18 protein-coding genes are annotated in these 16,720 nt (G+C 61.0%); 9 read left to right on the forward strand and 9 right to left on the reverse strand.

Going from position 1 to position 16,720, the window contains the following annotated elements; translation table 11 throughout:
* Positions 1 to 124: 124 nt before the first annotated feature.
* Positions 125 to 1,150: an SPASM domain-containing protein gene (locus tag ACFSDX_RS14880; protein ID WP_382314878.1), complete on the forward strand. Its 1,026-nt coding sequence runs from the start codon at positions 125 to 127 to the stop codon at positions 1,148 to 1,150.
* Between the two features lie 175 nt (positions 1,151 to 1,325).
* Here ACFSDX_RS14880 and ACFSDX_RS14885 read toward each other — a convergent pair whose 3' ends face one another.
* The 7 genes from ACFSDX_RS14885 to rsmI all read right to left on the reverse strand — a co-directional run bounded on the left by ACFSDX_RS14885 (position 1,326) and on the right by rsmI (position 7,859).
* Positions 1,326 to 2,564 carry an erythromycin esterase family protein gene (locus ACFSDX_RS14885; RefSeq protein ID WP_382314880.1) on the reverse strand — a complete coding sequence of 413 codons (1,239 nt, stop codon included), beginning with the start codon at positions 2,562 to 2,564 and terminating at the stop codon, positions 1,326 to 1,328.
* A gap of 176 nt (positions 2,565 to 2,740) precedes the next feature.
* Positions 2,741 to 3,082 carry a hypothetical protein gene (locus ACFSDX_RS14890; RefSeq protein ID WP_382314882.1) on the reverse strand — a complete coding sequence of 114 codons (342 nt, stop codon included), beginning with the start codon at positions 3,080 to 3,082 and terminating at the stop codon, positions 2,741 to 2,743.
* 115 nt (positions 3,083 to 3,197) lie between these two features.
* Positions 3,198 to 3,380 (reverse strand): FeoB-associated Cys-rich membrane protein, encoded by a 183-nt coding sequence (locus ACFSDX_RS14895; RefSeq protein ID WP_382314884.1) that lies wholly within the window; start codon positions 3,378 to 3,380, stop codon positions 3,198 to 3,200.
* Between the two features lie 59 nt (positions 3,381 to 3,439).
* Positions 3,440 to 4,495, reverse strand: a complete 1,056-nt coding sequence (locus ACFSDX_RS14900) for a redoxin domain-containing protein (protein WP_382314886.1) — start codon at positions 4,493 to 4,495, stop codon at positions 3,440 to 3,442.
* 26 nt (positions 4,496 to 4,521) lie between these two features.
* Entirely contained in the window at positions 4,522 to 5,340 is an 819-nt protein-coding gene (locus ACFSDX_RS14905; protein WP_382314888.1) for an inositol monophosphatase family protein, read from the reverse strand.
* Between the two features lie 112 nt (positions 5,341 to 5,452).
* A complete protein-coding gene (gene lnt, locus ACFSDX_RS14910) occupies positions 5,453 to 7,126 on the reverse strand; it encodes an apolipoprotein N-acyltransferase (RefSeq protein WP_382314890.1) in 1,674 nt (557 codons plus the stop codon).
* Complete coding sequence (gene rsmI / locus ACFSDX_RS14915; protein ID WP_382314892.1) at positions 7,062 to 7,859, reverse strand: 16S rRNA (cytidine(1402)-2'-O)-methyltransferase; 798 nt, start codon at positions 7,857 to 7,859, stop codon at positions 7,062 to 7,064. Before rsmI ends, lnt begins: the two co-directional genes overlap by 65 nt.
* 189 nt (positions 7,860 to 8,048) lie before the next feature.
* Here rsmI and ACFSDX_RS14920 point away from each other — a divergent pair, with 189 nt between their 5' ends.
* The 3 genes from ACFSDX_RS14920 (at position 8,049) to ACFSDX_RS14930 (ending at position 9,115) form a co-directional block, all read left to right on the forward strand.
* Positions 8,049 to 8,570, forward strand: a complete 522-nt coding sequence (locus ACFSDX_RS14920) for a hypothetical protein (RefSeq protein ID WP_382314894.1) — start codon at positions 8,049 to 8,051, stop codon at positions 8,568 to 8,570.
* A 113-nt stretch (positions 8,571 to 8,683) separates the two neighbouring features.
* Positions 8,684 to 8,854, forward strand: a complete 171-nt coding sequence (locus tag ACFSDX_RS14925; RefSeq protein WP_382314896.1) for a hypothetical protein — start codon at positions 8,684 to 8,686, stop codon at positions 8,852 to 8,854.
* Between the two features lie 48 nt (positions 8,855 to 8,902).
* Positions 8,903 to 9,115 (forward strand): hypothetical protein, encoded by a 213-nt coding sequence (locus ACFSDX_RS14930; RefSeq protein WP_382314898.1) that lies wholly within the window; start codon positions 8,903 to 8,905, stop codon positions 9,113 to 9,115.
* A 230-nt stretch (positions 9,116 to 9,345) separates the two neighbouring features.
* On the opposite strand, the gene ACFSDX_RS14935 is transcribed toward ACFSDX_RS14930, so the two are convergent.
* Positions 9,346 to 9,840 (reverse strand): hypothetical protein, encoded by a 495-nt coding sequence (locus ACFSDX_RS14935; protein ID WP_382314899.1) that lies wholly within the window; start codon positions 9,838 to 9,840, stop codon positions 9,346 to 9,348.
* 142 nt (positions 9,841 to 9,982) lie between these two features.
* Here ACFSDX_RS14935 and ACFSDX_RS14940 point away from each other — a divergent pair, with 142 nt between their 5' ends.
* Both ACFSDX_RS14940 and tatC read left to right on the forward strand, forming a co-directional pair.
* The gene (locus tag ACFSDX_RS14940; RefSeq protein WP_382314901.1) at positions 9,983 to 11,287 is read left to right on the forward strand and encodes a serine hydroxymethyltransferase; all 1,305 of its coding nucleotides are present in this window, start codon (positions 9,983 to 9,985) and stop codon (positions 11,285 to 11,287) included.
* Positions 11,288 to 11,375: 88 nt separating this feature from the next.
* Positions 11,376 to 12,260, forward strand: a complete 885-nt coding sequence (tatC, locus tag ACFSDX_RS14945; protein ID WP_382314903.1) for a twin-arginine translocase subunit TatC — start codon at positions 11,376 to 11,378, stop codon at positions 12,258 to 12,260.
* Positions 12,261 to 12,342: 82 nt separating this feature from the next.
* Here the strand turns inward: tatC and ACFSDX_RS14950 are convergent, their stop codons facing one another.
* Complete coding sequence (locus ACFSDX_RS14950; RefSeq protein WP_382314905.1) at positions 12,343 to 13,770, reverse strand: hypothetical protein; 1,428 nt, start codon at positions 13,768 to 13,770, stop codon at positions 12,343 to 12,345.
* Positions 13,771 to 14,001: 231 nt separating this feature from the next.
* On the opposite strand from ACFSDX_RS14950, the gene ACFSDX_RS14955 reads away from it, so the two are divergent.
* The 3 genes from ACFSDX_RS14955 to ACFSDX_RS14965 all read left to right on the forward strand — a co-directional run bounded on the left by ACFSDX_RS14955 (position 14,002) and on the right by ACFSDX_RS14965 (position 16,694).
* Positions 14,002 to 14,418 carry a ribosome-binding factor A gene (locus ACFSDX_RS14955; protein WP_382314907.1) on the forward strand — a complete coding sequence of 139 codons (417 nt, stop codon included), beginning with the start codon at positions 14,002 to 14,004 and terminating at the stop codon, positions 14,416 to 14,418.
* A 94-nt stretch (positions 14,419 to 14,512) separates the two neighbouring features.
* Complete coding sequence (locus ACFSDX_RS14960) at positions 14,513 to 15,322, forward strand: class I SAM-dependent methyltransferase (protein WP_382314909.1); 810 nt, start codon at positions 14,513 to 14,515, stop codon at positions 15,320 to 15,322.
* A gap of 139 nt (positions 15,323 to 15,461) precedes the next feature.
* A complete protein-coding gene (locus ACFSDX_RS14965) occupies positions 15,462 to 16,694 on the forward strand; it encodes an ABC transporter permease (protein ID WP_382314911.1) in 1,233 nt (410 codons plus the stop codon).
* Positions 16,695 to 16,720: the final 26 nt, after the last annotated feature.

The following is a 16,720-nucleotide window of genomic DNA, read 5'->3' on the forward strand; positions in this document are numbered from 1 at the left end:
CCTCCCGCCCACCTAGGGAAGCCGGAATGCAGCCGCTTGCATTCCGGCTTTTTTATGCGGCGCGGTGGCCTAGGGCCGCAAAACATTCGCGCCTTGCCGCGGCTTACCGACCTTTACGCTCGTGATGCGCTCCTCCTCCCTCCGCGATGCCCGCTCGTTTATGCGCAAGGCCACGCCCCGCCGCGTGGCCAACGGCCTGCAAGTGGTGGCCAGCTACGTGGTGAGCCGCCTCACGGGGCGCGCCCGCGCCTGGGGGCTGCCGGTGGCCATGTCGTTTGAGCCCACTACCAGCTGCAACCTGCGCTGCCCCGAGTGTCCGAGCGGCCTGCGCTCCTTTACGCGGCCCACGGGCATGCTGCCGGCCGAGCTGTTTCGGCAGACGATGGACGAGGTGGCGAGCCGGCTGTGGTACCTCATTTTTTATTTTCAGGGCGAGCCCTACCTGCACCCCGAGTTTCTGGACCTAGTGGAGTACGCCAGCCAGAAAGGCCTGTACACCGCCACCAGCACCAACGCGCATTTCCTCAACGACGACAACGCCCGCCGCACGGTGGAAAGCGGCCTGGACCGCCTCATCATCTCGCTCGACGGTACCACGCAGGAGGTGTACCAGCAGTACCGCGTGGGTGGCAAGCTGGAAAAAGTGCTCGCTGGCACCCGCAACGTAGTAAAGTGGCGCAAGCAGCTAAAGAGCAGCACACCGCGCATCATCTTCCAGTTCCTGGTGGTGCGCCCCAATGAGCATCAGATAGAGGACGCCAAAGCCCTGGCCGACGCCCTAGGTGTGGACGACGTGTGGTTTAAGACCGCCCAGATTTACGACTACCAGCAGGGTTCGCCGCTCATCCCAACTATCGACTACTACTCGCGCTACCAGAACAACGGCAACGGCACGTTCAGCCTGAAAAACAAGCTCGTGAACGGCTGCTGGAAAATGTGGCACTCCTGCGTAGTCACCTGGGACGGCAAAGTGGTGCCCTGCTGCTTTGACAAAGACGCCGAATACCGCCTAGGCGATAGCCAGCACGAGAGCTTTAGCGCTTTATGGCATGGGAAAAAATACCAGGGCTTCCGCCAAGCCTTACTAAAAGGCCGCGACCAAATCGAGATGTGCCGCAACTGCACCGAGGGCACCAAAGTGTGGGGCTAAAATCGCAGATTCAACTGATTTAACGGATTGCGCAGATACGCCCGCCTGCGGCGGGCTGACTATGCAACCGCTGCGAACGCAGGAGTGGCTTCGCCAGCTCTTTTGAGGGTAGGCTGAAAGCCACCTTGCGTTCGCTTAGTCAGCGCGCCGCAGGCGGGCGTATCTGCGCAATCCGTTAAATCAGTTGAATCTGCGATGTTTGGTCTAGGTGGAGGAAGGCGTCGTAGCGGTCGGGGATGATGCTGGGCACGTAGTTGCCGTGCTCGGCCTCGGGGCGGTAGACCACGCCGATGGCGCGGTGGCCGACGGGCTGGTCGAGGCCGGGCTGGCCGCGCAGCTCGCTCGATAGCAGCAGGCCGTTTTTGCCGCCTAGGTCGGTGTGGAGTCGGTTTTCCCAGGTGCCGGCGGGGGCTTCGGACACGGCCACGGGGCGGGGCGCATCGTTGCAGTGGCGGCCGGCCAGCACGCTGCCCTGGTGCGAGCCGAAGCCCACGGCAAACACATTCTCGCGGCCCAGCCGCTCGCGGGCCAGCTGGCCTAGGTTCACCTCGCCCTCGCGGCACAGGCTGGTGTAGCGCGCATCGCCGATGTGGGTATTGTGGGCCCACACAATGGCCTTGCTGCCGGGGCCGTACAGGTCGAGCAGGCGCTGCAGGGTTTCCATCATGTGGTGGTCGCGCACGTTCCAGGCGGCGGCGGCGCCTTGCAGCAGAGCGCGGTAGTAGCGCTCGGCGTTCACGGCCACCAGGCCGTTTTGCTCGGCGGCAAAGTCCGTTTCGCGCAGGGGCAGGCCAGCGGTGCGCGGGTGCTGGCTTACCCGTTGGCGCAGGTCGGCGAGCAGGCGGGTCACTTCCGCTTCGCAGTCTTTCGAGACAAAGGCGATGGCGCGGGCGTATGCCTGCGGGTCGTCGCTGTAGGGCTCGAAGCACTCGAAGGCGCGGTGCGCCGCGGCCACGGCCCCATCGCCCTGCTGCTCCACGTAGCGCAGCACCTCCTGCAGCGACTCCCAGAGGCTGTACACATCGAGACCATAGAAGCCAATTTTATCGGTTGGCATGCGGCACGCGTTGAGCAAGTGTAGCCACTCCACCAGGGCTGCGGTTTCTTGGTTGCGCCACATCCAGGCGGGCCAGCGGCTGAACGCCCCCAGCAGCCCGGCTGCCGAGCCCCCGGCCAGCGGCTGCCCCTGCTTGATGGCCGTGTTTACTTCGAAGCAGGCGGGCCAGTCGCCCTCCACGGCGATAAAATGGAAGCCTTTCTCCTGAATCAGGCGCTTGGAGAGCGCCGTGCGCCAGGTGTAATACTCGTGGGTGCCGTGCGAAGCTTCGCCCAGCAGCACCACGCGGGCTTCGCCGATGGCGGCCAGCAGCGGGTCGAGGTCGGCGGGGGTTTGCAGCGGGTGGTGAGGCAGCATAGCGGGGTGGGTAGAAAGGTGAGAAACAGCACCTTTAGCACGCACGCCCCGGCCGAAGGTTGCGCCGCCCGCCCCATAGCTCAACCACCTAGGTGGGCAAAGCCGTTGTTGCTAGCCACAAAAAAAACCTCCCCGCCCAAGGGCAAGGAGGTTAGTCGGTAGGCCTTAGCTCGACGCTATTTAGTGCCCTTCACCAGGTTTTTGCCCAGCGATTCTACTTTCAAAATGAACTGGTCCACGTCCTCATTAGCATACACGCCGTAGGCCGACGAAATGGTGCCTTTGGTACCATCGGCCGTTTCAATGGCGTAGAGAATGGCCATATCGTCGGGGTTGCTTTCGCCCTCAAAACGGAAATAGTCCACGATAGTGGTTTCCTCGGGGTTGAAGGTGCGGGCGCTATCGTTGTCCATGGTTGTCAGGCGGCCGTCCTGCACGTTAAAATCGTGGGTGTAGCCCTGGCTTTTGAGCTTCTTCTCGACGGTTGTGAGCGAAGTCATTTCTTCTTTGTCCTGCATGGCGATAGGTATTTTCTGGTGGTGTTGGGGAAAGGGCCGAAAGCAGGCCGCCCCGGCTATACGGAGCCAGGGCGGAAGTAGGTTATGGTCGAGGTTTAAGTTTTTAGCCGCCGCGCTAGCGCCCAGCCGTGCGCGCCTCGATGGTGCGCTGCAGAGCATCGACATCGAGCGCCGCGCCGCAGGCCCCGCCGCAGCCCTTGGCGCAGCCGGCCTCTTTGGTGGCAAAGGTCAGCCACACGCGCCGCCCTAGGTAGAAGGCGGCGGCGGCGCACAGGGCCATAATGATAAGCAATTGCATATTCATAACGAAAGCAAAACGGCGCGGGTAGGCGAAAAGTTTGCCTGAGCCCTGCGTGCTTACAAACTGCCTAGGGTCGCCAGCTTCTTCGTGATTTCGTCTACGTCATTGGTGCGCGCCACTAGCTTGCCCTGGGGGTCGAGTAGCAGGTAGGTAGGGTAAGCATTAATGTTGTACCCAGTGATAACGGGGCCCTCATCGGATTGTAGCTCCGATAGCTGCAGGCCCGGCACGGCGTACTTACGGATGGCCTTTTTCCATAGCGGAGCATCAGTGGCGCTTTCCATCGCAATTCCAATGATAGCCAACTTGTTGGCGTATTGCTGATGCAGCGCGTTTACCTTAGGCATGGCCCGGACGCAGGGGCTGCACCAGTGCCCCCAGAAATCGAGCAGCACGTACTTGCCGCGATAAGTGGCTAGCGAGTGCTGCGTGCCAGCCGTGTCAGCCAGGCTGAAGTTAGCCACTGGCTTGCCTAGCGTGGGCTGGTTGCGCAGAATGACGAGGCGCTTGGCCGCCAACTGCCCAAACCAGCTTTGGCGCACTGCAGGCTTGAGGCCCTGCAGCAGCTTTTCATACTCGGCCACCGGGTAGGCAGGCTGGCTCCGCGTTTGCTCATAGAGCTGAAATGCGCTAGTGCGGGCAGCCGGATGCGCCTTAATAAACTGGCGGGTATCCTGGGCTTGTTTGGCTTCTAAAGCTCGGTAATCAGCTTCGGACTTGAGCGGAGTGCCATAGTCTTTCCACTGCACAGTGCGATTGTACTCGCTTAGCACCTTATTTTCGGGCGTACCAGTAGCCTCCAGCTTGCGTAGCTGCTCTAAGGTGCCTTGTAGGTGCACTGTCCCTGGCTCGACCCAGAACCGTATAAATTCCAAGCTCCCCCCCGGCATGCGAAATAGTAGGGTACCCATGCCGTCATCGGTTGCTGAGATAGCCTGCGCAAAGTGGCCATTCACCAGCCGAAGGGTATCGGTGTAGTCTTTGCCTTGGCGCGTATAGCGATATTCGGCCGTGCGGGTACCCATACCGGCAATATCGCCGGTGAGCTGGGTCTGGGCGAAAGCAGGGCTAGCCAGCAGCGTGGCTAGCCCCAGGGTCAGCAGCATTTTCATAGGGCGCGGAATAAGTGCGCCCCAAGCTACAGCTGAAAACCTTCCTGCCAATGCTGCTTCATCACGGCCTGCATCTGGTCGTGTACCAGGCCATTCGTGGCCAGCGTTTCGCGGCTGAATACGGGGTCGCCGTCTTTGAGCCACTGCGTGACGCGGCCGCCGGCCTCGCGCACCAGCAGGATGCCGGCCGCCACGTCGTAGGCGTTGATGTTGAACTCAAAGTAGCTGTCGAAGCGCCCGCAGGCCACGTAGGCCAAGTCGGTGGCCGCCGAGCCCCAGCGCCGAATGCCGCGCGAGTGCTGCGCGTACTCGGTGAGGATGGCCATGTAGGCATCCATGTGGGTGAATTTGTAGAACGGCAACCCGGTGGCAATCAGCGTATCCTCGGTGCTGGCGGCGGCGCTCACCCGGATGGGCTTGTCGTTGAGGAACGCGCCCTGGCCCTCGGCCCCGCGGAAGCACTCGTCGCGGCTCACCTCATAAACGACACCTAGGACGGGCACCACGCCACGCGCCAGGGCCACGCTCACGGCGAAGCACGGCAGGCCGTGGATGAAGTTGGTGGTGCCGTCAAGCGGGTCGATTATCCAGCGGTATTCCACGCTCTCGTCGTCGTTGGCCACGGTACCTTCTTCGGTCACGAAGCCGGCTTCGGGGAAGAGCTTTTGCAGGCCCTCGACCAGCATTTTTTCCGACTCTTTATCGACGTAGGAAACGAGGTCGTGCAGGCCTTTAGTCACAATTTTTGACTGGTCGAACTGCGTTACTTGCTCGCGGATGAAGGCGCCGGCCTGGCGGCAAAGCGTGGCAACGGACTGCGAAAGTTGGAGGAGGTCGGGGGTCATGGCGTTTAAAAATGAATAGCGCGAAGTTTCGCAAAGTTGGGCGCGAAGTCTTGCAAAGCCGGTTCGGCGCGGCTTTGTTAAACTTCGCGCCCCGACTTTGCGAAACTTCGCGCTATTTTTTCCGCACTAGCGGCCCGGCTACTGCGCCCAGCACCAGCAGCCCGGCCAGCAGTTGCGCACCGCGCCCGATGAGCTCGCCGTAGCGCACGTAAAAGGTCTGCTCGTCATTGAGGTGCACCACACTGCGGGCGGCGGCGCCCACCCACCAGCCGGTGCGCTGCGTTATTTCGCCGTGCTGATTTACGAAGCCGGAGATGCCGGTATTGGCTGAGCGGGCTACGTCGCGGCGGGTTTCGATGGCGCGCAGGGCGCCATACACGAGGTGCTGCTCGTGACCGGGCGAGTCGCTCCACCAGCCATCATTGGTGATGATGCCGAGCAGCGTGGCGCCGTTGTGAGCGTATTGATTGATGAAATCGCCGTAAATACTTTCGTAGCAGATGATGGGTCCGACCCGGAGCGCGGGCGTGCCAGGCGAGGCAAACACGGTACGCTGCTCCTGCGAGCCGTAGGAGCCGGCCACCCCCCCTAGGTCAATATTATTGAGCAAGCCGGTGAGCACGGGCGGGATTTTTTCTACCCCCGGCACCAGCCGCGACTTGTGGTAAAACTGGGCCGGCGCGCTGGCATCGGGGAAGAAGGCGGCTGTGTTAAACACGTCGTAGTACCCTAGGTCGTCGCGGTGGCGGGCCGTGACGGTGGCGTGTTCCTTATCAGGGTAGCGCACGACACTCGTGATGCCCGTGAGCAAGCTCAGGCCGGGGTGGCGGGCCAGCAGCACCTGCCGAATGTGCTGCACCTTGGCCTCGCGGTCGAAGGTGGTTTCGAAGTACGTTTCGTCGAGCGTGGTTTCGGGCCAGAGCACGAGGCGCGTTTGGGGCGCAATGTTCTGCTCGGTGCGGTCGAGCAAGCGTTTGAGCTGCTCTTCGAAGGTAATGAAGCGGGCCGTACCGGGGAATTTCTCTTCGTAAGGGTCGATGTTGGGCTGAATGACGAGCACTTCGGCCTCGGGGCCCTTTTCCTGGTAGCTGCGGCCGAGGCCGAACGAGAATATCAGGGGTAAGCCGATGGCCAGCGCCGGCCAGCTATTAGTCCAGTAGGGTAGGCGCCGCCGGCCCGCCCACGCCCAGAATATCAGAATATTGACGCCCCACAGCCACACCGAGCCGCCCAAAAAGCCGGTGTACTCATACCACTGCACCCAGCTGGGCACGCTGGCAAAGCCGTTGCCAAGCGTGAGCCAGGGCCAGGTAAGGTCCCAGTGCAGGTGCAGCTGCTCGAAGGCTATCCAGTAGATGGGCAGCGAAAAGTAGCCCATTTTCGCCCCTAGGCGCTCTTTAGTGCGCCGAAACGCCATGAGCGGCAGGCACATGAGCGCCGCGTTGAGCACCACGGCCGCAATGCCGCCGCCTAGGGTGCTGTAGCTCACCCACCACGTGGTAAAGGCGTTCCAAAGCACCAAGAATAGGTACGACATGGCAAACACCCGCCCGCGCCGGGCGCCCTGCGCCGTCAGCACCTGCTCGAGGCGCAGGTAGGGCACGAAGCCCACGAACAGCAGCAGCGTGAACGGTGCGGGGTGCGTGGGCCAGCCTGCCCACAGCAGCGCCGCGCCCAGCAGCGCCAGCAGCGGTGGCGACTGCCAAAGCCGACCTAGGGCGCTAGTCGGCGTCGGCAGGGTCGAGGTCGTCGGGGGCATCGGCTGCGTCGTCGTCGTTGGAGTCATCGGTTGCGTCGTCAGCGTCATCGTATTTGTTGCGGCGTTCGGTTTTTTCCAGTTTTATGCCCTCCACCACCAGCACTATTTCGCCCTTAATGGTGGGGCGGGCGGCCAGCGTGGCGGCCAGCTCGCCGAGCGGCGCGGTGAGGGTTTCTTCAAAAAGCTTGGTCAGCTCGCGGCTGACGGAGGCCGGGCGCTCGGGGCCAAAAACCTCGGCCAGTTGCGTGAGGGTTTTCACGATGCGGTGCGGCGACTCGTAGAATATCAACGTGCGCGTCTCCCGCGCTAGTTCGCGCAGGCGGGTTTGGCGGCCTTTTTTGGCGGGCAAAAACCCTTCGAAGGAAAACCGCTCGGCCCCAAAGCCCGACTTGAGCAGGGCCGGTACAAAGGCCGTGGGGCCGGGCAGGCACTCCACGCGCAGGCCGGCGGCTAGGCACTCGCGCACCAGCAAAAAGCCGGGGTCGGAGATGCCCGGCGTGCCCGCGTCGCTGACAAGGGCCATGCGCTCGCCCTTGGCCAAGCGCTCGAGCAGGCGAGGCACTACCTGGTGCTCATTGTGCAGGTGGTAGGCTTGCAGCGGCTTTTTAATCTCCAAGTGCTGCAAGAGGCGGCCGCTAGTGCGGGTGTCTTCGCAGAGGATGAGGTCGGCCTCTTGCAGCGTGCGGATGGCCCGCAGCGTGATGTCTTCGAGGTTGCCGATGGGCGTGGGCACAAGGGTGAGGGCAGCGGCTTCGGGCATGGGGCAAAGGTAGGGCTGCTGTAGCGCGGACGCTGCGAGTCTGCAAGCGGGCAGGGAACCATAGGCTCGGCCAAGCCCTGTTAGCCAGTCTACTCACTCGCGGACCCGCAGGGTCCACGGTACAGGCCAACAACCCAAACGCCCAAACGCAAGTAAACTCCCCTACCAATTTGCTAAGCTCCCCGTTCTATGTCTGTCGATCCCAACAACCGCCCCATCCGCGTCATCAACGACGACACTACCGAAGAAGAATTTGCGGCTGGCCTGCGCATTCCGAATGCTGACCCACCCAAAAATGAAGCGGCCCGCGGGGGCTTTGGCAACCGCGATGGCAAGGAAGGCTTCGGCACTGATAGCAGCGAAGGCATCACGGCCGTGGCCATGAATGCCCGCACTGACTCGCCCAACGACCAGCAGCCCGGCGACAACATGCGCACTGCCGACGAAGGCGCCGACCAGCGCCGCAACCAAGACCTGCCCAGCCCCGACGACGAGCGCGACGAAAATGGCCAGCGCCCCCACCGCGGCCCCGTCGATGAGCTCGACGCCGACGATATGCGCCCCGGCCCCGACGAAATGGAGGACGCCGACTCGCACGTAGGCATGGGCCAAATGGCCCCCAAAGCACTCAAACCCATTACCGGCACCGATACTAACGCTGAGCTGACTGACCCCAACGCCCAGGATTCGGCCATCGACCAAGGCTTTTAAGCAGTTCTTAGTTAGTAGTGCTTAGTTGTTAGTGGATAGTTTATTCACCAACAACTAAGCACTACCAACTAAAAACTAATCACTACCAACTAACAATTAACCACTTCTCAATCATGGCAGACCACAAATCGAGCAAGCAGGGCGAATCGCACCAGGGTGGCCCCAACGTAGCTAAGCAAGCCGCCGGCACCGGCGAAGACAACGACGTAGAGCGCGACGAAAAAACCGACAAACGCCTGCGCGAAGAAGCCCAGGACGCGCCCCAAACGCACCCGAACCGCTAGCGTCGGCCGCTCGGCGCGTCGTTTTTACTTCTCTTACTTCCTTTTCCGATGGCTACCCACCACACTGAGCAAAATCAAGAGTCGCAGACCGACAAAAACCAGCCCGGTATGCCCGAGCAGCCTAAAGCTGATGCGCTGCCTGCCAGTGACCTAGACGAGGCCACCGAAGAGCGCCTCGCCGAAGAAGCCGAAGACGCGGGCGTTACGCACCCCAACCGCGGCCACAACAAGCCCGACAACGGCAAAGGCAGCTACGCCTAACCTAGGCGCTGTTAAGCCAAGAATACTGCCCCGTGCCACATGGCCGGGGCTTTTTTCTGGGCTGATTTTCTCTCAAAAATTGAAGCCTACGTAGTCGCGAGAGCCGGAGCCATTGGCCTCATATAGATGAGCGCTGTATCTGGTAGAGAACTGCGATGAGCCCTACCCCATTGCGTAGACATGCAACAGGCACCCGCGTGAGCATAGCCACTGCTGCCAAAGCTTGCCCGCTAAAAGCTTTTGCTAAACTGGCCGTCGGTAATACGCTTGGTATGCTGCTTATTAAACAGCTCGGCACCCACGAAAGAAAAGGTGCCCGCAACGGAGTTGCTCGTAAGAGCTGAAATGGTGATGGACCCACTAACGGCCTCATAAAGGTTGCTGCCTTGCCCAGGACTTACGTAATCGGAATAGCCGGCACTTATATTCGTGTTAGTGCTAGGCAGGCTGTAGGTGCCCACCCGGTTGGGCACCCGCAGGGTAAGCGCCACGGCCGAACCAGTAGAGGTAGCCGTGCTGATATCCTGCCAGATGCTTATCGTAATGGTATTCGCGTTGTAGGTGGGGGTACCAACTTCTACCGTTACTTTTTCTGATTGAAGCACCTGCCCGTCGACCTGCCAGCTGCTAGGGGGCGTTGGGACCGCATTGTCTTTGGAGCAGGCGGCCAGCAGCAGGGCACCTAGGGTAGTAAGCGTGCGGGCGCGTTGTAGAAGTGTAGGCATGGGGCAAGATGCTTTAAAATGACCTCAATCGCTGCGAATTACGCAAAACGTGGGTGACCACCCGGCTTGCGGGTGAAAGTAACTCAAACTACTTACTTGTCATTTCCCGCGTCCCCTCATCCGCGGTTGTACTTTTGGGGCCATGCAAGCCACTGCCCCAACCCTCGCCCCCGCCGCCTTGCGCGACACGACCGTTTTTGCCCTCATCGAGCAGGAGCGCCAGCGCCAAACCCACGGCCTGGAACTCATTGCTTCCGAAAACTACGTTTCCGACCAGGTGATGGCGGCGCAGGGCTCGGTCCTCACCAACAAGTACGCCGAAGGCCTGCCCGGCAAGCGCTACTACGGTGGCTGCGAAATAGTTGACCAGGTAGAGCAACTCGCCATCGACCGCGTGAAGGAGCTGTTTGGCGTGGCCTGGGCCAACGTGCAGCCCCACTCCGGCGCGCAGGCCAACGCGGCCGTGATGCTGGCCTGCCTCAACCCCGGCGACAAAATCCTGGGCTTCGACCTCAGCCACGGCGGCCACCTCACGCACGGCTCGCCAGTCAACTTTTCGGGTAAGATTTACCAGCCCTCTTTCTACGGTGTAGAAAAAGAAACCGGCCTCATCGACTGGGACAAAGTGGTGGACACCGCCCGCCGCGAACGCCCCAAAATGATTATCTGCGGGGCCTCGGCCTACTCGCGCGACTGGAACTACGCCGCCCTGCGCCGCGCCGCCGACGAAGTGGGCGCCCTGCTGCTGGCCGATATTTCGCACCCCAGCGGCCTCATCGCCAAGGGTTTGCTGAACAATCCGTTTGAGCATTGCCACATCGTAACCACGACCACGCACAAAACCCTGCGCGGCCCCCGCGGCGGCCTCATCATGCTGGGCCAGGACTTTGATAACCCTTTCGGCTTGAAAACGCCCAAGGGCGACATCCGCCCCATGTCGGCGCTGCTCGACTCGGGCGTGTTTCCCGGCACGCAGGGCGGCCCGCTCGAGCACGTTATTGCCGCCAAGGCCATCGCCTTTGGCGAAGCTTTGAGCGACGATTACACCCGCTACGCCCACCAGGTACAGAAAAACGCCCAGGCCCTAGCCAAGGAGTTTCTGAACCGCGGCTACGACATCATTTCGGGTGGCACCGACAACCATCTGATGCTGATTGACCTGCGCTCAAAGGGCCTGACTGGTAAGCTTGCCGAAAACACCCTGGTGCAGGCCGACATCACCATCAACAAGAACATGGTGCCGTTCGACGATAAGTCGCCGTTCGTGACCAGCGGCATCCGGATTGGCTCGGCCGCCGTAACTACCCGCGGCCTGGTCGAAACCGACATGGCACGCATTGTAGAGCTTATCGACGAGGCGCTCATGCACCACGCCGACCCGACCCGCCTCACCGGCGTGCGCCACCAGGTCAACGAGTGGCTGCAAGGCTACCCGCTGTTTCAATAGGGTGATTTGAGTAATGGGTAATGGGAGTAATGACCACTCCTACTGCTCGTTACCCATTACTCCCATTACCCATTACTCAAATTACTCCTTGGCCTCTCCCACTCAAAAATTTCAGCAGAACCGCGCGGCCGCCGAGGGCGAAGCGGAGATGTCTTTTATTGACCACCTAGAGGCGCTGCGCTGGCACATTATCCGGGCGGCTATTGCGGTGGTAGTATTCTCGCTGGTTGCGTTTTTCTCGAAGGAATTCCTGTTTCACACCCTGATTCTGGGGCCGTCGCGCGGCGATTTCTGGACCTACCGGATGCTCTGCAAGCTTGGCACGATGGTGGGTTCGACCAGCGCCTGCGACAGCCCGGTCAATTTTATCATCCAAAACCGGGAGATGAGCGGGCAGCTGGCCATGCACATCAGCACGTCGTTTACGGCCGGCATCTGCCTCACGTTCCCGTACTTGTTTTGGGAGCTGTGGCGCTTTATCAAGCCCGGCCTGTACCCGCACGAGCGCAAGAACTCGCAGGGCGCGGTGTTCTTCGTGTCCATCCTGTTTGTGCTGGGTTTACTGTTTGGCTATTACATCGCCGCGCCGCTGAGCATCAACTTCTTGCAGTCATACACGGTCGATGCCAGTATCGAAAACCAGATTGACTTGCAGAGCTACCTGAGCACGCTCACGACCATGACGCTCTCGTGCGCCTTCGTGTTTGAGCTACCGATGATAGTGTTCTTCCTGGCCAAGGCCGGCCTCGTGACGCCCGAGCTGATGATACTCTATCGCAAGCACGCCATTGTGGTCATCCTTATCATCGCGGCCGTTATTACGCCCCCCGATGTCACGGCCCAGATTATCGTGACCATCCCGATTCTCCTGCTCTACGAGCTCAGCATTTACATCGCCCGCGCCGTGCGCCGCGACCGCACCGCCGCCCTGAATGCCGAGCTAGCCCGCAACCAGGGCACCGGAGTATCCTAGGGTAATGGGTAAGGAGCGTAATATCAACTGAATATTACGCTCCTTACCCATTACTCTTATTACCCATTACCTCTATTACCCACTACCTAGGCCGCTGGTACACGCCCGGCAGGCCACTCACCGCCTCGTAGCGCCCAAATAACCCCGGCAGCAGATACCGCAGCGAAGGCATCAGCCCGCGCTGGTCGATGACATAGGCCGGCGGCTGCCCATCAAGGCTGGCCGCAATGCGCACCACGGCCGCGTACTCGTTGAGGTGGCCAAAGTCCTGCTCGGCCAGGGGCCAGTCGAGGTACGGGCGGGCGGCGGGATGCGTGAGGTAGGGCCGGCGGTCGGGGCCGAGCACCAGCACCGGCCCACTGGCCCCTAGGCGGCTGTAGGCGGGCGCGGGCTGGGGCGCCAGCCGGCTTTCGGCGGGCAGGTGCAGCAGGCCTTGCAGGCCGGGCACAAGCTCGCGGTAGCGGAGCGCCCACACGCTGCCCAACACCACCAGAAACAATAGCTCGGGGGCCCAGCCGGCCCGGCCGGGCAGCTTTTGCCACAAAAACAGGCCAAAATACGAGAGCGGCGGCAGCAGCAGCACCGGCGAGCCGGGCGCCAGCCCGCGGCCCACTACCAGCACCGCCAGGGCCACTAGCAGCCAAACCAGCATCAGCTGCCGAAACTTAGCCTGAAAAACCAGCCCTAGGGCCGTGCTGCCAGTGCGCACCAGGGCCAGTAGCAGTAGCACTGCCGGCCCCACCAGCAACGGCCACGCCACCGCCGGCGGCAGGCCATCAACGCTGGCCACGCTCAGGTTAAGGCCACGCTGCAAGTGCATGTGGGCAAAGTTGGGCAGCGCCCCTACGTACAAAAACACCGTGGCTACCAACGCATACGGCGACAAAAAACCGCAAACCAGCAGCAGGGCACTCCGAAACGAATTGGCCGCAAAAATGAGCACCGCAAACAGCCCCAGGACCACAAATAGCCCCAGCGGCAGGTAGCACAGCGCGGCCAACCCAATCAAGAAACCCGCCCGAAATAGCCGGCGGTTGTCGTAGCCATCCCGCGAAGTTGGCAGCAAAGCACTGAGCGCCAAAATAATAAACGTGTGGCCAATGAGCAGCGGCGACAGCTCATCGAGCTGCGTGGTGAGGCTACCAACCACCAAATAGGTGAGCGCCGCCAGGTAGCCGCGCTCGGGATGCACGTCGGTGCGATTGAGCACGTTGTTGAGACGCAGGGCCTGGAAGAGCAGGATGGCCAGCGCCCCAACCCGGTACAGCAGCACCGGGCGGTTCCAGGCAAACTCCAGGGCGCCCGCCGCCGCCGCGGCCAGCGGTGCGGTGCTGTCGTAGAGGTCGCGGTAGGGCCAGGCACCGGCGCGCATGCCTTCGCCCAGCAGCAGTAGGCGCAGCTCGGCGGCCGACACCGGCAGCCCCAAGAGCAGCGGCAGCCGCAGCGCCAGCACGAGCACCAGCAGCACCAGCAGCTGGGCCGGGAGGGAGCTTTTAAAAAAATGCAGCATCGAACGAGTAGTGCTTGGCGCTTGGTGCCTAGTGCATAGGCCGGCCAATGAGCTGCAAAGGTCGTTTTGGCAGCTTCAAATCCAGTAGCCTCCTCCGGCCGGCCGTGCTGCCCGGGTGCTACCTAGGCACCAGGCATCGCTTTCTGTCCGACTTGGTGAGCCTCGCCTACCAGCCTAGGCACCAAACCCCAAGTACCAAGCACTATCCAAGAGTACCTTTGCTACTTAGATATGGAAAGCAAACGACAACAAAAGATGGCCAGCCTGCTCCAGCAGGAATTGGCCCAGGTGCTGCAGCGCGACCTCCCGCACCTGTTTGGCGGCGGCCTGGTGCCCAGCATCAGCGCCGTAAACGTAACGCCCGACCTCGCCGTGGCCCGCGTGTACCTGAGCCTGCTACTCGGTAACGACGCCGCCGAGCGCGTAGCAATCATCCGCGAGCACACCAAGGAAATCCGCTTTGCCCTAGGTAAGCGCATTCGCAAACAGGCGCGCGTGGTGCCCGAGCTCAACTTCTTCCACGACGACAGCGCCGCCTACGCCGCCCACATGGACCAGGTGCTGAGCAAGCTCGACATTCCGCCCGCCCCGCCCGAAGACGAAGACGGCGAGGCGGACCAGCCGGAGCGCCCACGCCTTTTCAATTAGTGAATGGGTGAGGGAGTGAATGAGTGAATTTATAAACGCCTCATCCACTGCCTTATTCACCCGCTCACTCAGTCACTCATTCACTCCTTCACCCTTGTATTACGACCCGATTAAGCGCAGCCTCGGCAACGTGTTCAACCGCTCGCCGTGGCTGCGGCGCTTATTTTACCACCTGCTCGACCTGCTACTGCTCCGCACTTGGCACGTGCACCGCGAGCTGCGGCAGTGGGCCAAGGGCCGCACCCGCGGGCCGCTCGACATTCTGGACGCGGGCGCGGGCTACGGGCAATATTCATACTGGCTCAGCAGCCTGAGCTCGCTATGGCGCATCCTGGCCGTGGATGTGAAGGAAGAGCAGGTAGCCGATTCCAACAACTTTTTTCGCGCCATCGGCCGGCCGCAGGTGCAGTTTGCGGTGCAAGACCTCGTGCTGTACCAAGAGCCCAATTCGTTCGACCTAGCGCTGTCGGTCGATGTGATGGAGCACATTCTGGAAGACGTGGAGGTGTTTCGCAACATCCACGCCTCGCTCAAGGATGGCGGTATGCTGCTCATTTCTACGCCCAGCGACCAGGGCGGCTCCGACGTGCACGCCGACTCGGAAACCAGCTTTATCGAGGAGCACGTGCGCGACGGCTACAACATTCACGAGATTCAGCAGAAGCTGCGCACCGCGGGCTTCGAGCGCATTGAGGCCAGCTACAGCTACGGCGAGCCCGGCCAGATTTCGTGGCGCCTCAGCATGAAATATCCGATTTTGATGCTGGGCAAATCGCGCTTGTTCTTCGTGCTTCTCCCGTTTTACTACCTCCTCACCTTCCCGTTCTGCCTGTTCCTCAACTGGCTCGATGCCCGGGGCAAGCACGACTCGGGCACCGGCCTGATAGTAAAGGCATGGAAGTAGGACCACAGATTTAACGAACAGAACGGATATTTTACCGGTCCGCTCGCGCTGTATCAGGCCATAGAAATCGGTAGTCAACAGGAAGCCGGAATCACAGAAAATCCGTTCTATCCGTTAAATCAGTTAAATCTGCGGTCTCGTGAACGTTCCGTTGCTCATTGCTAAGCGCTACTTTCTGTCTAAGAAAAAGCGCAACATCATCACCATCATCTCCAACATTTCGATGGTGGGCGTGGCGGTGGGCACGATGGCGCTCATTGTGGTGCTGTCGGTATTCAACGGCCTGGAAGACCTCGTGCGCTCGCTCTACGGCAAGTCCGACCCCAACCTGGCCATCACCGCCGTGCACGGCAAGTCGTTTGAGATGACGCCCGCCCTGCTGGCCAAGGTGCAGAATATGCCCGGCGTGGCCGTGGTCACCGAAGTCATTGAGGATAACGCCCTGCTCCAGTACCACGACCGTCAGATGGTGGTGAAGATGAGGGGTTTATCCGAAAACTACTTCACCCAAAGCCCCATCGATTCCAGCATCAAGGCCGGCGACCACCGCCTCAGCCGCGGCGAGCTGGAGTATGCCCTGGTGGGCGAAGGCGTGCAGCACGAGCTCAGCATCACGCTCGACAACCGCCTGGCCCCGCTCAAGCTGCTGTATCCGCGCCAGGTGCCGGGCCGCAAAACGCTGTCCATCAATCCTGACCAGGCGTTTAACGAAGAAAATATTCTGGCGGGTGGCATTTTCCAAATAGAGCAGCACCTCGACGACAGCTACCTTTTTGTGCCCCTCAGCTTTGCGCAGCGGCTGCTCAACTACGGCAACCGCCGCACTGGGCTCTACGTGCGGGTGGGCAGCAGCTTTAAGCTCGAAGATGTGAAGGACGAGCTGCGCGAAAGCCTAGGTAGCGGCTTTGTGGTACAAGACTCTGATGAGCAGCACGTCAGCCTACTCAAAGCCATCAAGATTGAGAAGCTCTTCGTGTTTATCACGTTCGCCTTTATCCTGCTCATTGCCTCGCTCAACATCTTTTTTTCGCTCTCGATGCTGGTCATCGACAAGCGCAAAGACATTGCCGTGCTGCTGGCCATGGGCGCCAGCGAGCAGACGGTACGCAAGTCGTTTTTGCTCGTGGGGGCCATTGTGGCCCTAGTGGGCGCCTTTACGGGGCTGGTGCTGGGCGTGGCAATTTGCTGGGTGCAGCAGACCTTCCACGTGGTGAGCATGGGCATGGCCACCAGTATTGTCGATTCATATCCGGTGAAGATGCAGGCCTCCGATATTTTCTTTATCTGCCTGGCCATCATTGCCATTACGCTGGCAGTTTCCATTCGGCCGGCCCTGAATGCCGGGCGGATGGATATAAAGGAGAACCTGTAGACCTAGCAAATTGTGGGATTATCCCA

Source organism: Hymenobacter bucti, from assembly GCF_042681145.1.
GTDB lineage: Bacteria > Bacteroidota > Bacteroidia > Cytophagales > Hymenobacteraceae > Hymenobacter > Hymenobacter bucti.